15 protein-coding genes and 1 pseudogene are annotated in these 17,011 nt (G+C 44.9%); 2 read left to right on the top strand and 14 right to left on the bottom strand.

Going from position 1 to position 17,011, the window contains the following annotated elements; all coding sequences use genetic code 11:
* Window positions 1–92: 92 nt before the first annotated feature.
* The 3 genes and pseudogenes from spoIIR to prfA all read right to left on the bottom strand — a co-directional run bounded on the left by spoIIR (window position 93) and on the right by prfA (window position 2,828).
* Window positions 93–767, bottom strand: a complete 675-nt coding sequence (gene spoIIR, locus LLY41_RS01960; RefSeq protein ID WP_179288958.1) for a stage II sporulation protein R — start codon at window positions 765–767, stop codon at window positions 93–95.
* Between the two features lie 126 nt (window positions 768–893).
* Window positions 894–1,747, bottom strand: a pseudogene (prmC, locus tag LLY41_RS01955) (peptide chain release factor N(5)-glutamine methyltransferase).
* 7 nt (window positions 1,748–1,754) lie between these two features.
* Window positions 1,755–2,828, bottom strand: coding sequence for a peptide chain release factor 1 (gene prfA, locus LLY41_RS01950; protein ID WP_095243216.1), 1,074 nt, complete (start codon window positions 2,826–2,828; stop codon window positions 1,755–1,757).
* Window positions 2,829–3,078: 250 nt separating this feature from the next.
* Between prfA and LLY41_RS01945 the strand changes: the two genes are divergently transcribed.
* Window positions 3,079–4,041, top strand: coding sequence for a DMT family transporter (locus LLY41_RS01945; protein ID WP_304586764.1), 963 nt, complete (start codon window positions 3,079–3,081; stop codon window positions 4,039–4,041).
* A gap of 27 nt (window positions 4,042–4,068) precedes the next feature.
* On the opposite strand, the gene LLY41_RS01940 is transcribed toward LLY41_RS01945, so the two are convergent.
* From LLY41_RS01940 to LLY41_RS01900, 9 genes are all read right to left on the bottom strand, one after another.
* The gene (locus tag LLY41_RS01940) at window positions 4,069–4,509 is read right to left on the bottom strand and encodes a hypothetical protein (RefSeq protein WP_095243214.1); all 441 of its coding nucleotides are present in this window, start codon (window positions 4,507–4,509) and stop codon (window positions 4,069–4,071) included.
* A 397-nt stretch (window positions 4,510–4,906) separates the two neighbouring features.
* The gene (locus tag LLY41_RS01935; RefSeq protein ID WP_304586763.1) at window positions 4,907–5,527 is read right to left on the bottom strand and encodes a thymidine kinase; all 621 of its coding nucleotides are present in this window, start codon (window positions 5,525–5,527) and stop codon (window positions 4,907–4,909) included.
* 536 nt (window positions 5,528–6,063) lie between these two features.
* Complete coding sequence (gene rpmE / locus LLY41_RS01930; RefSeq protein WP_009332279.1) at window positions 6,064–6,276, bottom strand: 50S ribosomal protein L31; 213 nt, start codon at window positions 6,274–6,276, stop codon at window positions 6,064–6,066.
* A gap of 387 nt (window positions 6,277–6,663) precedes the next feature.
* Window positions 6,664–7,929: a transcription termination factor Rho gene (gene rho, locus LLY41_RS01925; protein ID WP_095243212.1), complete on the bottom strand. Its 1,266-nt coding sequence runs from the start codon at window positions 7,927–7,929 to the stop codon at window positions 6,664–6,666.
* 350 nt (window positions 7,930–8,279) lie between these two features.
* Window positions 8,280–9,242: a class II fructose-bisphosphatase gene (gene glpX, locus LLY41_RS01920; protein ID WP_095243211.1), complete on the bottom strand. Its 963-nt coding sequence runs from the start codon at window positions 9,240–9,242 to the stop codon at window positions 8,280–8,282.
* Between the two features lie 164 nt (window positions 9,243–9,406).
* Window positions 9,407–10,693, bottom strand: coding sequence for a UDP-N-acetylglucosamine 1-carboxyvinyltransferase (locus LLY41_RS01915; RefSeq protein ID WP_095243210.1), 1,287 nt, complete (start codon window positions 10,691–10,693; stop codon window positions 9,407–9,409).
* A gap of 592 nt (window positions 10,694–11,285) precedes the next feature.
* Window positions 11,286–11,930 carry a fructose-6-phosphate aldolase gene (fsa, locus tag LLY41_RS01910; protein WP_095243209.1) on the bottom strand — a complete coding sequence of 215 codons (645 nt, stop codon included), beginning with the start codon at window positions 11,928–11,930 and terminating at the stop codon, window positions 11,286–11,288.
* A 147-nt stretch (window positions 11,931–12,077) separates the two neighbouring features.
* The gene (locus tag LLY41_RS01905) at window positions 12,078–12,935 is read right to left on the bottom strand and encodes a class II fructose-bisphosphate aldolase (RefSeq protein ID WP_197206428.1); all 858 of its coding nucleotides are present in this window, start codon (window positions 12,933–12,935) and stop codon (window positions 12,078–12,080) included.
* 258 nt (window positions 12,936–13,193) lie between these two features.
* On the bottom strand, window positions 13,194–13,568 hold the full coding sequence (locus LLY41_RS01900; protein WP_172581936.1) for a response regulator: 375 nt from the start codon (window positions 13,566–13,568) through the stop codon (window positions 13,194–13,196).
* Window positions 13,569–13,779: 211 nt separating this feature from the next.
* Between LLY41_RS01900 and LLY41_RS01895 the strand changes: the two genes are divergently transcribed.
* On the top strand, window positions 13,780–14,301 hold the full coding sequence (locus LLY41_RS01895) for a DUF2529 domain-containing protein (protein ID WP_304586762.1): 522 nt from the start codon (window positions 13,780–13,782) through the stop codon (window positions 14,299–14,301).
* Window positions 14,302–14,382: 81 nt separating this feature from the next.
* Here the strand turns inward: LLY41_RS01895 and LLY41_RS01890 are convergent, their stop codons facing one another.
* Together LLY41_RS01890 and rpoE are read right to left on the bottom strand one after the other, a co-directional pair.
* Complete coding sequence (locus LLY41_RS01890; RefSeq protein ID WP_095243206.1) at window positions 14,383–15,990, bottom strand: CTP synthase; 1,608 nt, start codon at window positions 15,988–15,990, stop codon at window positions 14,383–14,385.
* A gap of 275 nt (window positions 15,991–16,265) precedes the next feature.
* The gene (rpoE, locus tag LLY41_RS01885) at window positions 16,266–16,841 is read right to left on the bottom strand and encodes a DNA-directed RNA polymerase subunit delta (protein WP_304586761.1); all 576 of its coding nucleotides are present in this window, start codon (window positions 16,839–16,841) and stop codon (window positions 16,266–16,268) included.
* Window positions 16,842–17,011 lie beyond the last annotated feature (170 nt).

Genomic DNA, 17,011 nt, shown 5'->3' with positions numbered 1-17,011 from the left:
AATCCCCTTTTCCGGCTACCACTGTCCGAAGCCGACTCTAGGCACACCCATTTACTCACCGTAAAAGGAAAAACCCTGCTCTGCAGCAGGGCTTAACCAAAGATCTTTTCCCAAATTTCTACTAAAAAGAACTTTACTTCTACTGGTTCTTCATCTTCCTCAGTATAAACCGGAGGAGTTTCTTTTTCGGAGTCTGTGTCAGCCGCGATTTCTTCTGCTTGTACTACTCCCTTATTTTCCCCTTCTTCAAATCCTTCGCTTACAGCTACACCGTTTGAGAAGTCAAGGAAGCATAGCGGAGGGAATAGCACGCACCACCAGTTGGCGCCTTTTCCTTCGCCAAGAGTGATTAAGATTGCTTCGTATTCGCCAGCAGGATATAAGAATTGTCCGTATAATTTCGTTGGGAAGCTGACTTTTCCAAAGTCGGCATTTACACTTTGATTCGCCCCTTCTTCAGCAACTACTTGTTCGGCAATCTTCTGAATCTCAGGCAATCTGGACTGGATCAGTTCGCGGGCATCTTCGATGGAAGTCAGCTCTGCCACCCACTCTGTGATTTCTGCATTTACAGCGTCCCTTACTTTTCTTTTAACCGCCTGGTCCTCTTCATTATCGCTATTGGCCAGAATGCGCAGCCTGATAGCCTCATTTGGTATGACCATCGGTTCATCTGCTGTCACTTCTGTTTGCGGTATATATAAACTTAATATAGTTCCTAAGGATAAAATCAGTACATATAATTTCACAATCGTCTTTGTGTTCATCATTTACGCCACCATCCCTTCACTATCCACAGTGTGGACAGGATGGCAGAATCTTAAACTATTAAAATTAATATTTTTCTAGTTTCTATCAATTTTATTTATTCGACAAAATTCGGGTGGTGCCTGTCACCCGATTTCTGCAAAAACCATCCGGTCTTTGCCGTTAATATCATAGAAGGTTTCGATATTGGCCTGTGGAAAAGTCTTTTGCAGGAGTGCAGAAACTGCTGCACTTTGGCCGGCTCCTACCTCGAAGCCGATGAGAGCATGGTCCTTGATGACAGCTGGCAGCTCTGCCATAAAGCGCTGGTACAAATCCAGCCCCTCTTCCCCTGCAAAGAGGGCACGATGCGGCTCATGCTTAGTGACTACATCTGACATCCATTCGATGTCCCTTTCCGGTATATACGGAGGGTTTGATAGAATGATATCGAACTTCTTCCCTTCTGAGATAAGAGGCTGGAGAAGATCTCCCTGGAAAAATTCGATTTCTGCGCCATTCTGTTCTGCATTTTTTTGAGCAAGCTCAAGAGTCGGCCCATAGATATCTGTGGCCGTGACAGCTAATTCCGGTTTCTCGAGCTTCATCGTAACAGCAATCGCTCCGCTTCCGGTGCCGATGTCCGCCATTTCAAGCCCAGTTGCGGTGCCAAACAGCTTGTTTATCTTCTGCAGAGCGTTATAAACCAATTCTTCTGTTTCCGGCCTTGGAATAAGGACATCTTCATTCACCTGGAAGGTGCGTCCGTAGAATTCCTCAGAGCCGATAATATACTGAACAGGCTGGCCCGCTGCGTGTGCCTGCACAGCTCCCTGGAATTCAGCCAGAATTTCCGGATGCAAGTCTTCACGCAGATTAGCCAGAAAGCTTGCCCTGCTCATCTTCATAAAATGCTGCAATAGCAGTTCACCGGCATTCTCATCACGATTGGTCTTCTTTAAAAAGAAGAAGCCCAGTTGAGGGCTTCATATACTTTCATTGTTGAATTACTCATTGGATGCACTGTCCAGCTTGGCAGATTGCTCTTCCACGATCAGCGCGTCAATAACCTCATCAAGCTTGCCTTGAAGGATCTGATCAAGCTTTTGGATCGTTAAGCCGATGCGGTGATCGGTTACACGGTTTTGCGGGAAGTTGTACGTACGGATACGCTCAGAGCGGTCTCCGGTACCAACTGCCGATTTACGCTGCTGGTCATATTCAGCCTGCGCTTCCCGCTGGAACTTATCATAAACACGGGCACGAAGAACCTTCATCGCTTTTTCTTTATTCTTGATTTGTGACTTTTCATCCTGGCAGGATACAACCGTCATTGTCGGCAAGTGAGTCAGACGAACAGCTGACATTGTCGTATTAACACTCTGTCCGCCCGGTCCGCTTGAAGCAAATGTATCCACACGGATATCTTTTTCATGAATGTCAATTTCCACTTCTTCTGCTTCCGGAAGAACCGCAACCGTTGCCGTAGAAGTGTGGATGCGCCCGCCGGATTCAGTTTCCGGTACACGCTGAACACGGTGTGCGCCATTTTCAAACTTAAGCTTGGAAAATGCACCATTTCCGTTGATCATGAAGATGATTTCCTTATATCCGCCTACACCCGTTGAGCTGGTTTCAATGACATCAATCTTCCAGCCCTGTGTCTCGGCAAAGCGGCTGTACATGCGGTATAGGTCACCTGCAAATAAGGCAGCCTCATCGCCGCCGGCAGCACCGCGGATTTCCATAATAACGTTTTTATCATCATTCGGGTCTTTTGGAATAAGAAGGATTTTCAGACGCGCTTCCAGATCCTCTTTTCTTTCCTCAAGCTCACCTAACTCTTCTTTAACCATTTCGCGCATTTCTGCATCGAGCTTCTCTTCAAGCATGGCACGCGCATCCTGATACTGCTCTTTCACTTCTTTATATTCGCGGTATGTGTCAACAGTTTCCTGAATACCGGACTGTTCTTTAGAATATTCGCGAAGCTTTTTCGGATCATTGACAATTTCCGGATCGCTCAAAAGTTCATTTAATCTTTCATAACGGTCCTCGACAGATTGAAGACGATCAAACACAGCCATTCACCTCAATTTTTTATCCAATAACCGCGGGGCATTTCCCAGCGGAGTATAGTTAAATTTATTTACAGACGTTGCTCCATAACATTCTAATTATAGTATAGCTGAAAGTTACAGTCAAAACGATTCATGGCTTTCTTTTTGTCCGGGAATTTTCTGAAAAATCATTGCCTGGGGTGATTATATCCTATATATTGATTTTATCAATTGATTCTGCGTTTTTTACTGGGAAATGAGGTGGACCGGCATGAAAGCCATCGTATTAGGCATTTTCTCCGCCTTCTTCTTTGCTTTCACATTTGTTTTAAACCGGGCAATGGAAATGGATGGCGGGAGCTGGCTATGGAGCGCCTCGCTCCGCTATTTTTTCATGATACCTCTGTTGGGTGCCATCGTGGCATTCAGGGGGAATTTGCGGCCCTTATTAACTGAAATGAAAAAGGCCCCAGGGCCATGGCTGCTATGGAGCTTTGTAGGCTTTGGCTTATTTTACGCACCTTTATGTTTTGCGGCGGCCTATGGACCCGGCTGGCTGATTGCCGGAACCTGGCAGATTACGATTATCTCGGGTTCCCTGCTTGCACCGCTTTTTTTCGTTGCGTTTCAAACCGGAAATGGAACGGTGAAAGCAAGAGGGAAAATTCCTTTCCGCGGAATGATGATGAGCCTGGTCATTCTTCTTGGCGTTGCGGTTATGCAGGTGGAGCACGCATCTTCCATTTCTTTGCGGGATACGCTGCTTGTCATCATTCCCCTGATTATCGCCTCCTTTGCCTACCCGTTAGGCAACCGTAAAATGATGGATGTGTGTGAGAATCGGCTTGACGCCTACCAGCGTGTGCTCGGAATGACGATTGCCAGTCTTCCTTTTTGGTTCCTCCTCTCAGTTGCAGCCATGGCAACAAGCGGAGTGCCCAGTTTCAGCCAGGTCACTCAATCCGGGTTAGTCGCTCTCTTTTCCGGAGTTTTTGCCACGGTATTGTTCTTTGCAGCAACAGACCTTGTCCGGGGCAATATGCAAAAACTCGGTGCTGTGGAAGCAACTCAATCTCTCGAGGTTCTTTTTGCTGTTCTTGGTGAAGTGTCGCTGCTGGCAAGCCCGCTGCCATCTGGAATTTCGTTAACGGGAATGGCCCTTGTCATTGTTGGCATGGTGCTGCACAGTTATGTGACCTCGAACAAGGCTATTTTAAAAAGAAAAGCTGCGTAAAAAAATGCCCTGGGTAAGCAGGGCATTTTACGTGCGGTCTTCCTGAACCTTCACTTCAATATGATAAGTCGGAAGAGCTTTAATCAGAGCTTTATGCAATTGAGCCTGTGAATCCATCTTTTCCTGATGGGTCATATTTCCTTTCCGGTATGCAGTCACCCACATATCCTCCCCATTGATCCAAACAGCTCCCGGGCGGTAGCCCTCATGAGCAGCAATCACCTTGCGGGCATGGTCGATATCATCCTGATTATCCAGGCGCTTGCCGTCAAAGTTGATAAAGTTCGGATTCTGATCACCGCTCATCGTCCGGTCCAATGTATCATTGTCCTCTGTGCGGTCCAGATCGTTATTGATGAATGAAACTCCATCCCGGCTCTCATGGTCATACTCACTTTCAGTTGCCTGATTGTTGGCACAGCCAGCCATCAATGTGAGCAGCAGAAGGAACATACTCAGTTTTTTCATTCTTTACACCTCCTTTTTATAGCATGTCCGCTATAAGAAGGATTGTGCGGTCCAAAATAAGGCAGAGCTGGGGGGTGGAAGGCGTTGCTATTTGATTTGGCTGAAGCTTTGGTAAGCACTTTTCTTAGTTTTTTGTCAGAAGTCGCTCCGGGTCCAGACTCAAATCACGGAATTTTTGCTATTTGTGTCTGAAGTTGACACAGGTTTGGACTCAAACTGCCGGATCTTTGCTATTTGTGTCTGAAGTTGACACAGGTTTGGACTCAAACTGCCGGATCTTTGCTTTTTGTGTCAGAAGTTGGCCCAGTTTTGGACTCAATCCCAGGTTTTTCGCTTTTTAACAAAATAAAAAAACTGCCCGGAACACGCCAGGGCAGAGAGATCGTTAAGTATGAATTTATGATAAAAACTCGGTTGTCTTCTGTTTTTCTAAAACATTGGGCGATTTGGGTACTTCATGATGATGGCGGCAGCGCGGTTCATAGGCTTCTGAAGCGCCAACTAAAATAACCGGATCATCATATGAAGCTGGATTTCCATTGATCAGGCGCTGTGTACGGCTTGCAGGTGATCCGCAGACGGCACAGACGGCTTGAAGCTTTGTAACCAATTCTGCTATCGCCATGATGGCAGGCATTTGGCCAAACGGCTCCCCGCGGAAGTCCTGGTCAAGTCCGGCAGCGATAACACGATGTCCGCTGTCAGCCAGGTGCTGAATGACTTTGACAATTTCAGCATCAAAAAATTGCACTTCATCAATAGCAATCAAATCAGTTTCAGATGTAATGTATTTAAAAATATCGGTAGACTGGGTCAGGGGTTTAGCTATGACCGAAGTTCCATTATGTGAAACGACAGCTTCATCACTATATCGGTTATCAATCTGCGGTTTAAATACAGCAATTTGCTGTTTGGCGAACTGAGCTCTGCGCACACGGCGAATCAGTTCTTCTGATTTGCCGGAGAACATGCTGCCGCAAATGACTTCCACCCATCCGTGATGATTCATAACGTACATGAACGGCCTCTCCTTCCTCGTTCTAACTAATAGAATGGCTTGTTTAATAACAAAGTATAAAGTTTTTTACTTTGATAACTGTCTAGCTTCAGCGCCTACCCCCTCGAGGTCACAAGCTTGTCTAGTTGCGGCTCCTAGGGACTCGGGGTCTTAAGCCGTTTCCTTTCAGAAGGAAAAACGCCTTCTTACAGGAACCGTCTTATGCCTGTCGTCCCTGGGCAGTCGCCTCCACCTTTCGGGCAATCCTCCCAAAAGGCAAAGAACGCCTTTCCGGGAGGCTCGGCTTGTGCTTGAGGCCCCCAGGATGGGGGTCATGCAGACGTTGCCACAGGACGTGGCGTTCTTAGTCTGCGTTCCTTCGTGGGCAAGGCGCTTCCGCTTTTCTTACTATTTTATGAAGAAAGGGGTCGAGCTGTTAATCTTACTTGCACTCGCGATTTTAAAAAGCAAAAAGGTCCCTAAAGTAATTCTTCATAACGGCTTATTTTGCAATAAAAAACAGGCAAGAAAGTTAACTTGCCTGTTTTTGTTGTTTATTATTTTTGTTCTGACTTAATGCCGTATTTCTTATTGAAACGGTCAACACGTCCGCCGGCTTCAGCGAATTTCTGACGTCCAGTATAGAATGGATGGCACTCAGAGCAAGTTTCAACGCGGATCTCTTCTTGAACAGAACCGGTTTCGAACTCGTTACCGCAAGCACATTTCACCATTGCTTTTTTATAGTTAGGATGAATTCCTGATTTCATTCTTTTCATCTCCTTCCGCCCTGAATCATTCGAAACAGAGTTATATATTACGGGCAATCATGAATTGCCGTAAACTTCAAAAACACACTGTCGTTATTATAACAAGTCCATGTGTTTTTTGCAATAAGCGAATTCCGCATCCTGGAATTTCCAGATGGAATTTTGTTTATTAACGTTACCCGTTGGTTTCCGCTGCAGGCATTTGCTTTCCGCGGGGAGGAACGGGAGCCTTCTCGGCTTCGCCTGCGGGGTCTCCCGCTCCCTCTCCTCCCGCAGGAGTCAAATGCCCTCCGCTCCAACCAACTCAGTAGAGTAATTTAGATTACTGCAGAAAACAAATTTAACATAAACAGCATTCTTAAAAAAGACAATTGCATCCAAATTTAATTACGAACGCTTAGCCTTCATTTCTTCAGCAAGGTTGGCGAAGAATTCTTCGTTTGATTTTGTCTGTCTTAGCTTGCGAAGCAGTTTTTCGGCGAAGTCCGGTGAATCGGACATGGACTTGCGGATTGCCCACAGCTTGTCCAGGTGATCCTTCTGAATAAGAAGTTCCTCTTTACGCGTGCCGGAGCGGCGGATGTCGATGGCCGGGAAGATTCTTCTTTCAGCCAGTGAACGGTCAAGGTGCAGCTCCATATTGCCTGTCCCTTTGAATTCTTCATAGATAACATCATCCATCCGTGAACCCGTGTCAACGAGTGCAGTTGCCAGTATCGTTAAGCTTCCGCCCTCTTCAATGTTTCGGGCAGCACCGAAGAAACGCTTTGGCCGGTGGAATGCAGCTGGGTCAATACCGCCGGACAGGGTTCTGCCGCTTGGAGGAATAACCAGGTTATACGCTCTTGCCAGCCTTGTAATGCTGTCCATCAGAATCACAACATCACGCTTATGCTCAACGAGACGCATTGCACGTTCAAGAACGAGCTCGGCCACTTTAATGTGGTTTTCCGGCACTTCATCAAATGTGGAGCTGACTACATCGCCTGCAACGGAACGCTCGATGTCTGTTACCTCTTCCGGGCGCTCGTCAATCAATAGCACGATCAGTTCCGCTTCCGGGTGGTTGGTTGTTACGCTATTGGCAATTTCTTTTAAAAGCATAGTCTTACCTGCTTTTGGAGGCGCGACAATCAGACCCCGCTGCCCGAATCCAACCGGTGCAAGCAGGTCCATAATTCTTGTAGACAGCTGTCTTGTACCTGTCTCCAGTTTCATATGGCGGTTTGGATAAAGTGGTGTCAGTCCAGGAAAGTGAACGCGCTCTTTTGCTGATTCGGGATCATCGCCATTCACGGCTTCAACCTGCAGAAGGCCGAAATAACGCTCATTTTCTTTTGGAGGACGGACTTTTCCTGAAACCTTATCTCCGTTTCTCAAATCGAAACGGCGGATCTGGGAAGCGGAAATATAAATATCCTCTGAGCTTGGTGAATAGTTGATTGGACGAAGGAAACCAAATCCTTCAGACTGAATGATCTCCAGGACGCCTTCCATGAAGAAGTAGCCCTCCTGCTCTGCTCTTGCTTTCAGGATGGCAAAGATTAATTCTTTTTTCGATAACTTGCTGTAATAAGAAACTTTATATTCACGGGCAAGTTCATAAAGCTCTTTAAGCTTCATATTTTCTAAACTTGAAATATTTAAACCCATTTTTACACCACACTTTTGAAATTTTCAATTATTCCCTCCATATGCAGCTGTTCAAATGATTGGACTTTATATGAAAGGAAAGGGAAAGATACGTTGAGGCACTGAAAATAGCTGAAGATTCTATCATTATGTTCTTAATTAAAGGTTTCGAGGAATGGAACGGTTTGCTGTCCGTTTTCGGTTAAATTTATGAGGAATCCTATTCCATGTAAAACAATCTCTATTTTACCCCTTAATGTGAAAATTAATCAATAACAAAATTTGATATGGAAAATATAGCAGGAAGGAAATGAAAATGAGCAGGCTGGCGCAATGCGGCCAGCACTCATTTTCTATCTGTTTATTTATATTTATCTAATAACAAGATTAGGCTTTTTATTCAGACTATGGCGCCCTTCGACAAAGCGGACCGTTCCTGATTTTGCACGCATAACAATTGAATGGGTTGAACCGTATGAGCCTTTGAACTGTACGCCTTTCAAAAGCTCCCCATCTGTTACGCCTGTTGCAGCAAAAATCGCGTCATCGCCTTTTACCAGGTCTTCCATAAGAAGGACTTTATTAATATCAAGGCCCATCTTCAAGCAGCGCTCAGCCTCTGCGTCATTTTGCGGAAGAAGTTTCCCCTGAATTTCCCCGCCAAGGCACTTTAGGGCAACAGCTGCCAGCACGCCTTCCGGTGCACCGCCGGATCCGAACAAAATATCGACACCTGTTTCATCAAAGGCAGTATTAATGGCTCCAGCCACGTCGCCATCGTTGATTAATTTAATTCTGGCACCTGCTTCGCGAAGCTGGCTGATGATGTGTTCATGGCGCTCACGGTTAAGCACTGTCGCCACAACATCCTGGATATCCTTGTTTTTGGCTTTTGCCACCGCTTTCAAATTATCCAAAACAGAAGCGTTAATATCAATTTGACCAACAGCTTCAGGACCGACTGCAATTTTGTCCATGTACATATCCGGTGCGTGCAGAAGATTTCCATGGTCAGCTACCGCAAGAACAGCTAATGCATTCCAGCCGCCGGATGCTACGATGTTAGTGCCTTCAAGCGGATCAACAGCGACATCCACGCGCGGGCCGTAGCCTGTTCCAAGCTTTTCCCCGATATAAAGCATTGGCGCTTCATCCATTTCGCCTTCCCCGATAACGACTGTCCCCTTCATTGGCACCGTATCGAACACATCTCTCATTGCAGAAGTAGCGGCATCATCCGCTTCATCCTTTAATCCGCGGCCCATCCAGCGTGCTGATGCTAATGCGGCACCTTCCGTTACGCGAACTAATTCCATTGACAAACTTCTTTCCATCGATTTTTCCTCCCCGGATTCTAAGGCTGGCAGCATGGCAAATGCGGACCGGTTTCTTACCCCCGGCACCGCCAGCCTGCCTTAATTTATATTTGTCTGCTGATCCCGCTTAAGCATTGGCCCAAGTATGATCAGTCAGCTGTTAATATTCAAAGTTGTTCTATTTATGCGTTCTTCATTTGTTCCATTTCTTCTTTGCTCATTTCTTCGCGCCAGATTGTGGCACCAAGTCCATTCAGCTTTTCAACCAGGTGGCTGTAGCCTCTGTCGATATGTTCTAAGCCTGTGACTTCGGTAACTCCCTCCGCCATTAAGCCGGCAATTACCAGTGCTGCGCCTGCGCGCAAGTCACTCGCCTTTACTTTAGCACCCTGAAGCTGAACAGGCCCATTGATGATCGCAGAGCGCCCTTCCACTTTAATGTTGGCATTCATTCTGCGCAGCTCATCAATATGCTTGAAGCGGGCACTATAAATAGTATCAGTGACCATGCTTGTCCCTTCTGCACCTGTTAACAGAGAAGTCAGAGGCTGTTGCAGATCTGTAGGGAAGCCTGGATAGACAAGTGTTTTAATGTCCACAGCTTTCATTTTCTCAGCTGGCCCGACAAATACCTGGTCGTCGTTCGATTCAATCTGAACGCCCATTTCGCGCAGCTTGGCAATTAAGGACTCAAGATGGTGCGGGATGACATTGTCAATCAGCACGCCTTCTCCAGCCGCTGCACCAACAATCATATACGTTCCCGCTTCAATCCGGTCCGGGATGATCGTATGCTGGCAGCCATGCAGATGGTCCACACCATCAATGCGGATCACATCTGTGCCGGCACCTTTAATTTTCGCGCCCATATTGGTTAAAAGCGTAGCAACATCAATAATTTCAGGCTCTTTTGCGGCATTTTCGATAATGGTTCTGCCTTTCGCCCTGACAGCGGCAAGCATGATATTAATGGTTGCTCCCACACTGACAACATCGAGATAAATACGGGCTCCGCGCAGTTCATCGGCACGAAGGTAAATGGCTCCCTGCTCATTGGTCACGCGCGCGCCAAGAGCTTCAAACCCTTTTATATGCTGGTCGATCGGCCTTGGCCCAAGATGGCATCCTCCTGGAAGTCCAATAACCGCTTTTTTAAATCGGCCAAGCATCGCTCCCATTAAATAATAGGAAGCACGCAGTTTTTTTACTTTTCCGTTCGGCAAAGGCATGGAAATCATGGAAGAGGGATCAACTGTCATATCATTTTCAGAGAATTCGACAGTGCCCCCTATTTCTTCAAGCAAATCTTTTAGAATTTGTACATCCGAAATATCCGGCAAACCTTCAATTGTTACAGGCGATTCCGCTAAAATGGTAGCTGGAATCAGTGCGACGGCACTATTCTTCGCTCCGCTGATCCGGACAGTGCCTTTTAAAGGATATCCACCTGCAATCATTAGCTTTTCCATTTGTAACTCCCTTCTAAGCCGTTGTTAAACACATATGCTGGAATTTGACTTCAATATTTAAAAAATTGATAGCCCTTACAGCAAAAGCTACACACTACTTTTCTAACCAACTTCAGCAGAAAATAGCCATAGCTTCTATAAGAAACCCAGTAGGCTTGTCTTTTTTAATATCGGAAAAATTGTCTTCGGGAAAATATGCACTTTCATATTATCATGTATCTGCATTTTTCAACATTGCAAGTTGGAAAAGGAACAATTTTCCATGTAATTTTTGCAGATTCCGACATTATCTTTATCTTATAGTTTACACGAAAAATCAAATCTCATGTATTGTATTCAAAAAAAGTTAAAATTAAGAAAGAAGCACTAAAAAACCGGGGTACAAGTAATGGGGCTGGCTTTGATCAAGAAAAGCGCAAGCGCCTTGCCCACCCCCGACAAGCACAAGCCGGGCCACCTGGAAAGGCGTCCTTTGCCTTTTTAGGTGGATCGGATTGTGACCTCGAGGGGGTAGGCGCTTGCGCTAGACAGCTCTCAAAGTAAAAATAAACAAAGCCAGTTTCCTAGAGTTATTTTACCGAAGGAAGCTTATCTATCCTCTTGAGTTCCAGTCTGCGAGGAACGCTTCGATTCCCTTGTCTGTCAGAGGATGGTTGAATAACTGCTGAATCACTTTATAAGGGACAGTCGCGATATGAGCTCCTCTTAGTGCTGCATCCGTCACGTGCTGTGGATGTCTGATGGAGGCCGCAATGATTTCTGTATCAATGTCATGAATCGCGAAGATTTCAGCGATTGTGGAGACCAGATCGAGGCCGTTGTGGCCAATGTCGTCCAAGCGCCCAAGGAATGGAGAAACATATGAAGCTCCTGCTCTTGCAGCTAGCAGCGCCTGGTTTGCACTGAAGATCAGCGTTACATTTGTTTTAATGCCTTCTTTTGAAAAAACGCTTACTGCTTTCAGGCCATCCGGCGTCATTGGCACCTTGATTGTGATGTTCGGTGCAATCGCTGCAAGCTCTCTTCCTTCTTTAATCATGCCTTCAGCGTCAAGAGCAATGACCTCGGCGCTGACTGAGCCTGGCACCAATTCCGTGATTTCGCGAAGACGGTCAGGGAAGGATACATTCTTTTCCTTTGCCACCAATGATGGGTTGGTTGTTACTCCGGCAACTACCCCTAGGGCATATGCTTCTTTAATTTCGTCCATGTTCGCTGTATCGATGAAAAACTTCATATAAAATCCCACCTTATAAAATATTCTGATATCTATGTATTATTAAATAAAGCTGTGATTCTGTAAAGCCTTACATGCATATGCACCTCAATAAATAAGGCAAACCGCTCCTAATTCTAGAAGCGGTTTTCTCGTGCAGTTATTTGATTATGCTTTGTTTGAAGAACCAAATTCGCGCATTTTGCCGATTACTGTTTCTTTAATCGCTTCGCGTGCAGGTCCTAAGTATTTGCGCGGATCGTATACTTCTGTATCTGCTGCCAATACTTCACGAACACGTTTTGCGGAAGCAATTTGGTTTTCAGTGTTTACATTGATTTTAGCAGTTCCTAAAGAAACGGATTTTTGGATATCCTTTGTCGGGATTCCAGTACCGCCATGAAGAACCAGAGGAACACCTGTAAGGCTTCCGATCTCTTCCATTTCAGCAAAGCCAAGGTTTGGCTCACCTTTGTATGGTCCATGAACAGAACCAAGGGCCGGAGCAAGGCAGTCGATGCCTGTACGCTTAACCAGCTCTTCACATTCTTTTGCATCAGCATAAATAACGCCATCAGCAATAACATCGTCTTCCTGTCCGCCGACAGTTCCAAGTTCTGCTTCAACTGAAACGCCTTTTGAATGTGCATATTCAACTACTTTTGAAGTAGTCTCCACATTTTGTTCGAATGGATCATGGGAAGCATCGATCATAACGGATGTGAATCCGGCATCGATAGCTTCTTTACATTTATCAAAACTTGAACCGTGGTCTAAGTGGATAGCCACTGGAACGGTAATTTTATAATCTTCAAGCAGTCCTTCAACCATTTTTACAACTGTTTTAAAACCGCCCATGTAGCGTGCAGCACCTTCGGAAACACCAAGGATAACCGGTGATTTTTCTTCTTCTGCCGCCTGCAGGATCGCTTGAGTGAACTCAAGGTTGTTTAAGTTAAATTGACCTACTGCATAGCCTTCTGATTTTGCTTTATTAAGCATTTCAGTCATAGAAACTAAAGGCATTTTTCTTCCTCCTTATTGATAATCGTTTAAGTTCAGGCAGACTAAATACTGTTAAAGTTTTCCCCTTAACACTATCGAATATGTACCCTTAAAATAGTCCGCTAAACTGAGACGACCCTTTGGAATTCATCTGTTATCATACCAAAAAGGACTTAGAAAAGCCATTATTCCAGCGTGTTTTTATGAATTGTCATAAAGCAAACGCTATCATTTTTATTGTGTTGGAATTTCAGGTTAAAAACGGATATTTTTGGCTTATTACGAGTTAGGGACAAGCAAGTATTTTTTTACTGCCGCCCTGATGTCATCGATATCGAATGGCTTTGCAAAGTGAGTAAGAGCACCCAGATCCTTTGCTTCCTGAATCATATCGAGTTCACCGTAAGCCGTCATGATAATAACGCGGATATCTTTATCCACTACTCTCATTCTTTTTAAAATTTCAATCCCGTCCATTCCCGGTATTTTCATATCAAGAAGAACAAGATCAGGCGAATGCTTGGAAACAATGTCGAGAGCCTGGACTCCATTGGCAGCCTGGTACGTGTCGTACCCTTCCTTCTGCAGTACCTCATTAAGTAAAATGCGGATTCCGAACTGATCATCTACGATTAAAATTTTCCCTTTCATCAAGCCACCTCTTTCTGTCGTATTAAAAGCACTTAGGTTTTAAACCATACTGAATTATGACTGCAGGTCACTTAACTATACATTCTCCTACAGCTAATTTCTCTGTGAAACTTGATTATTCCTTCTTATTTTAGTAAATACCTTTGATTATTTTACCTTTCCTTCCACATTCTCTATAATAGAACCGCAGGAAGAGATGAAGGAGTGAACGGATTTGCTGAAGATGTTTTCTACCCAGCTGACAGGCTTATTTAAAAGACTTCAGGAAAAAGAGGAATTTTCCATAGAGGACAGCGCCCGCCTTTTGGCCCAGGCTGTTGCTGGTGATGGGAAAATATATATTTATGGTGCAAAAGAAATGGCCGCAATCGGCTATGAAGCCGTCCAAAGCCAGGAGCCGCTTAGGGATGCCGCAATTTTGGAGAAAGATGCGGAAGTCGCTGAAACAGACCGCGTCATAATCTTTTCAAGATATTCGGATGACGAAGACGCAGCCGCTCTCGCAAAATCTTTGTCCGAAAAAGAGATACCCTTTGTGGCAGTAAGCACTTTAAGAACTGAAAGTGGCGGCAGTCTGGCCGATTTGGCTGATGTTCATATAGATTTAAAGCTTGCGAAAGGCCTTCTGCCTGATGAAGAGGGCAATCGCTTCGGCTATCCGGCCTCGATGGCTGCTTTGTTTGTGTATTATGGAATTAAGTTTACGATTGATGAGATTTTGGCGGAGTTTGAGTAGCTTTTGCGGGTTTTATCTGTAAAAATACTTTGTGCTCCACAAACAAAAAATCCCTCCGCATCCGGAGGGATTTTTCGCATATTATAGTTTCTCGCTGAACTTCAATGATGCCCCGACAAATTCACGGAATAATGGCTGAGGGCGGGTTGGTCTTGAGATAAATTCAGGATGGAACTGGGAAGCGACGAACCAAGGGTGATCCTTGACTTCGATGATTTCCACCAGGCGGCCGTCCGGGCTTGTACCGGAGAAGACGAAGCCTGCTTTTTCCATATCCTGACGGTAATGGTTGTTGAACTCATAGCGATGGCGATGACGCTCATATACCACTTCATCCTGGTATGCCTCAAAAGCTTTTGTATCTTCATTCAATTTACAAGCCTGCAAACCAAGTCTTAGAGTTCCGCCTAAATCTTCAATATCCTTTTGCTCAGGCAGAAGATCGATTATTGGATGCGGTGTTTCAGGAGCAATTTCTGCTGAGTGCGCCCCTTCAAGACCCAGTACGTTTCTTGCAAATTCAATCGAAGCCAGCTGCATGCCCAGGCAGATGCCAAAGAATGGCTTTTTGTTTTCGCGTGCATATTGAATGGCAAGGATCTTCCCTTCAATGCCGCGGTCGCCAAATCCGCCCGGAACCAGGATTCCGTCCACGTCCTGAAGCAGTTCATTCACGTTCGTGCTGTCCACTTCTTCAGAGTTGATCCATTTGATTTCAATATCAGAATCATAGGCATAACCTGCATGTTTTAAGGCTTCGACAACAGAAATGTAAGCATCCTGCAATTCAACATATTTACCGACAAGGCCAATCCTGGTTTTCTTAGAAAGGTTTAGAACCTTGTCAACCAGCTGTTTCCACTCGGTCATCTCTGCTTCTCCGCAATCCAGCTTCAAATGCTTGCAGACGATTTCATCAAGCTTCTGATCCTGAAGGGATAGCGGTACAGAATATAAAGTATCCGCATCTGCTGCTTCAATAACAGCTTCTTTATCGATATCACAGAATAGCGCAATTTTGTCCTTCATATCCTGGGAAATTGGCATTTCTGTACGAAGAACGATGACGTTTGGCTGGATGCCAAGGCTTCTTAGTTCTTTAACACTGTGCTGTGTCGGCTTTGTTTTCATTTCACCTGCTGCCTTGATGTAAGGAACCAGTGTACAGTGAATGTACATTACATTATCGCGGCCAATATCGCTCTTAATCTGGCGAATCGCTTCAAGGAATGGAAGTGACTCAATATCCCCTACTGTTCCGCCGATTTCAGTGATGACCACATCAGAATTCGTTTCATGGCCTGCACGGAAAACTTTATCCTTGATTTCATTTGTGATATGCGGAATAACCTGTACCGTTCCGCCGTTATAGTCGCCGCGGCGTTCTTTTCTAAGGACAGTGGAGTAAATTTTACCAGTCGTTACACTGCTGTATTTTGTCAGGTTAATATCAACAAAGCGCTCATAGTGGCCTAAGTCCAGGTCCGTCTCTGCGCCGTCACCGGTTACAAACACTTCACCATGCTGGTACGGGCTCATGGTTCCCGGATCCACATTTATGTAAGGATCGAATTTCTGAATCGTAACCGTTAACCCTCTGTTTTTCAGCAGGCGGCCAAGTGATGCTGCCGTAATTCCTTTTCCCAGTGACGAAACAACTCCGCCCGTAACAAAAATATACTTAGTCATGAAAAATTCCCCCTTGATATCAGTTTGTGCATAATGATGCCGGTTTAAAGACTTGATGATAAAAATTCTATTGTTCAGCCTCCGGTTTTTTCAGCGGAAGCTTATCGCAAAGGGATGGTTTAGCTCTTCTTGAAAAGGCACATGGCCTGTAAAAAAAAATAAAAAGCGCTCCTCTTACTTAAGTAAGTAAGGGAGCGCTATTAGCGTCTAAACGAATCGTCCTTTTTTAAGGAGCCCAAAAAGTATTCTACAAGCCCTGAAACGAAAAGTCAAGGTTATAAATCTTCTTCTTCGTCTTCGTCGATTTCGTCTTCCTCTAGCTCTTCATCTTCATCGCCAAGGTCGAATTCTTCTTCTTTTTCCACGATATCATCATCTTCGAAATCGTCATCATCTTCAAGATCATCGTCATCGTCGAGAAGATCGTCATCATCGTCTTCAGTCAGATCATCATCTTCGAATCCGTCGATATCGTCGTAGTCGATATCCTCTTCATCCAGTTCATCATAATCTTCAAGATCGAGATCGTCGTCGGCCTTTTTCTTCGCCTTTTTCTTCTTAGGCTTGATTACGGTTACGACTTCTTCTTCATATTGGTCAACCGGATACCATGAACGAAGACCCCAGCGGTTATCACCCAATCCAATGAAATGGCCATCTATATTTAAATCTGTATAGAACTGCGCAATTTTCCCCTTGACTTGTTCCTCTGAAAGGTTCTTAAGTTTAGCTACTTGATTCATGATGTCATTAAAGGCCATTGGTTCTTTTTGGCTTGTCAGAAGTTCATAAGCCACTTCGATTAATGACATATCCAGCAATTCTTCTTTTGAGAACTGTTCCAAACTCAATATCAGCACTTCCTTTCCCTATGTAAACGCTCATAAGCGCGCTAATTAAAACTATATAAGTTGAATTTCCGCAGGGCCCTGCACATGCATGCGGACAGCCTGCAAGAAGGCATATTCTTCATTATAAACAAATTTTTACGGTTTATGCCAGTTATATCTGCTGTTCTGAG

This window comes from Cytobacillus firmus (assembly GCF_023612095.1).
In the GTDB taxonomy this organism is placed as follows: Bacteria; Bacillota; Bacilli; order Bacillales; family Cytobacillaceae; genus Cytobacillus.
The sequence above is the reverse complement of the archived record's forward strand: the minus strand, read 5'-3'. Positions and strand labels throughout refer to the sequence as shown.

What these genes read in the sequence shown, in the direction of transcription:
- fsa (WP_095243209.1), bottom strand. Translation starts at nt 11,930, where the DNA reads ATGAAGTTTTTCATCGATACAGCGAACATGGACGAAATTAAAGAAGCA.
- LLY41_RS01890 (WP_095243206.1), bottom strand. Translation starts at nt 15,990, where the DNA reads ATGACTAAGTATATTTTTGTTACGGGCGGAGTTGTTTCGTCACTGGGA.
- spoIIR (WP_179288958.1), bottom strand. Translation starts at nt 767, where the DNA reads ATGAACACAAAGACGATTGTGAAATTATATGTACTGATTTTATCCTTA.
- LLY41_RS01935 (WP_304586763.1), bottom strand. Translation starts at nt 5,527, where the DNA reads ATGTACGTTATGAATCATCACGGATGGGTGGAAGTCATTTGCGGCAGC.
- rpmE (WP_009332279.1), bottom strand. Translation starts at nt 6,276, where the DNA reads ATGAAATCAGGAATTCATCCTAACTATAAAAAAGCAATGGTGAAATGT.
- LLY41_RS01945 (WP_304586764.1), top strand. Translation starts at nt 3,079, where the DNA reads ATGAAAGCCATCGTATTAGGCATTTTCTCCGCCTTCTTCTTTGCTTTC.
- LLY41_RS01940 (WP_095243214.1), bottom strand. Translation starts at nt 4,509, where the DNA reads ATGAAAAAACTGAGTATGTTCCTTCTGCTGCTCACATTGATGGCTGGC.
- glpX (WP_095243211.1), bottom strand. Translation starts at nt 9,242, where the DNA reads ATGGAAAGAAGTTTGTCAATGGAATTAGTTCGCGTAACGGAAGGTGCC.
- LLY41_RS01915 (WP_095243210.1), bottom strand. Translation starts at nt 10,693, where the DNA reads ATGGAAAAGCTAATGATTGCAGGTGGATATCCTTTAAAAGGCACTGTC.
- LLY41_RS01905 (WP_197206428.1), bottom strand. Translation starts at nt 12,935, where the DNA reads ATGCCTTTAGTTTCTATGACTGAAATGCTTAATAAAGCAAAATCAGAA.
- rho (WP_095243212.1), bottom strand. Translation starts at nt 7,929, where the DNA reads ATGGGTTTAAATATTTCAAGTTTAGAAAATATGAAGCTTAAAGAGCTT.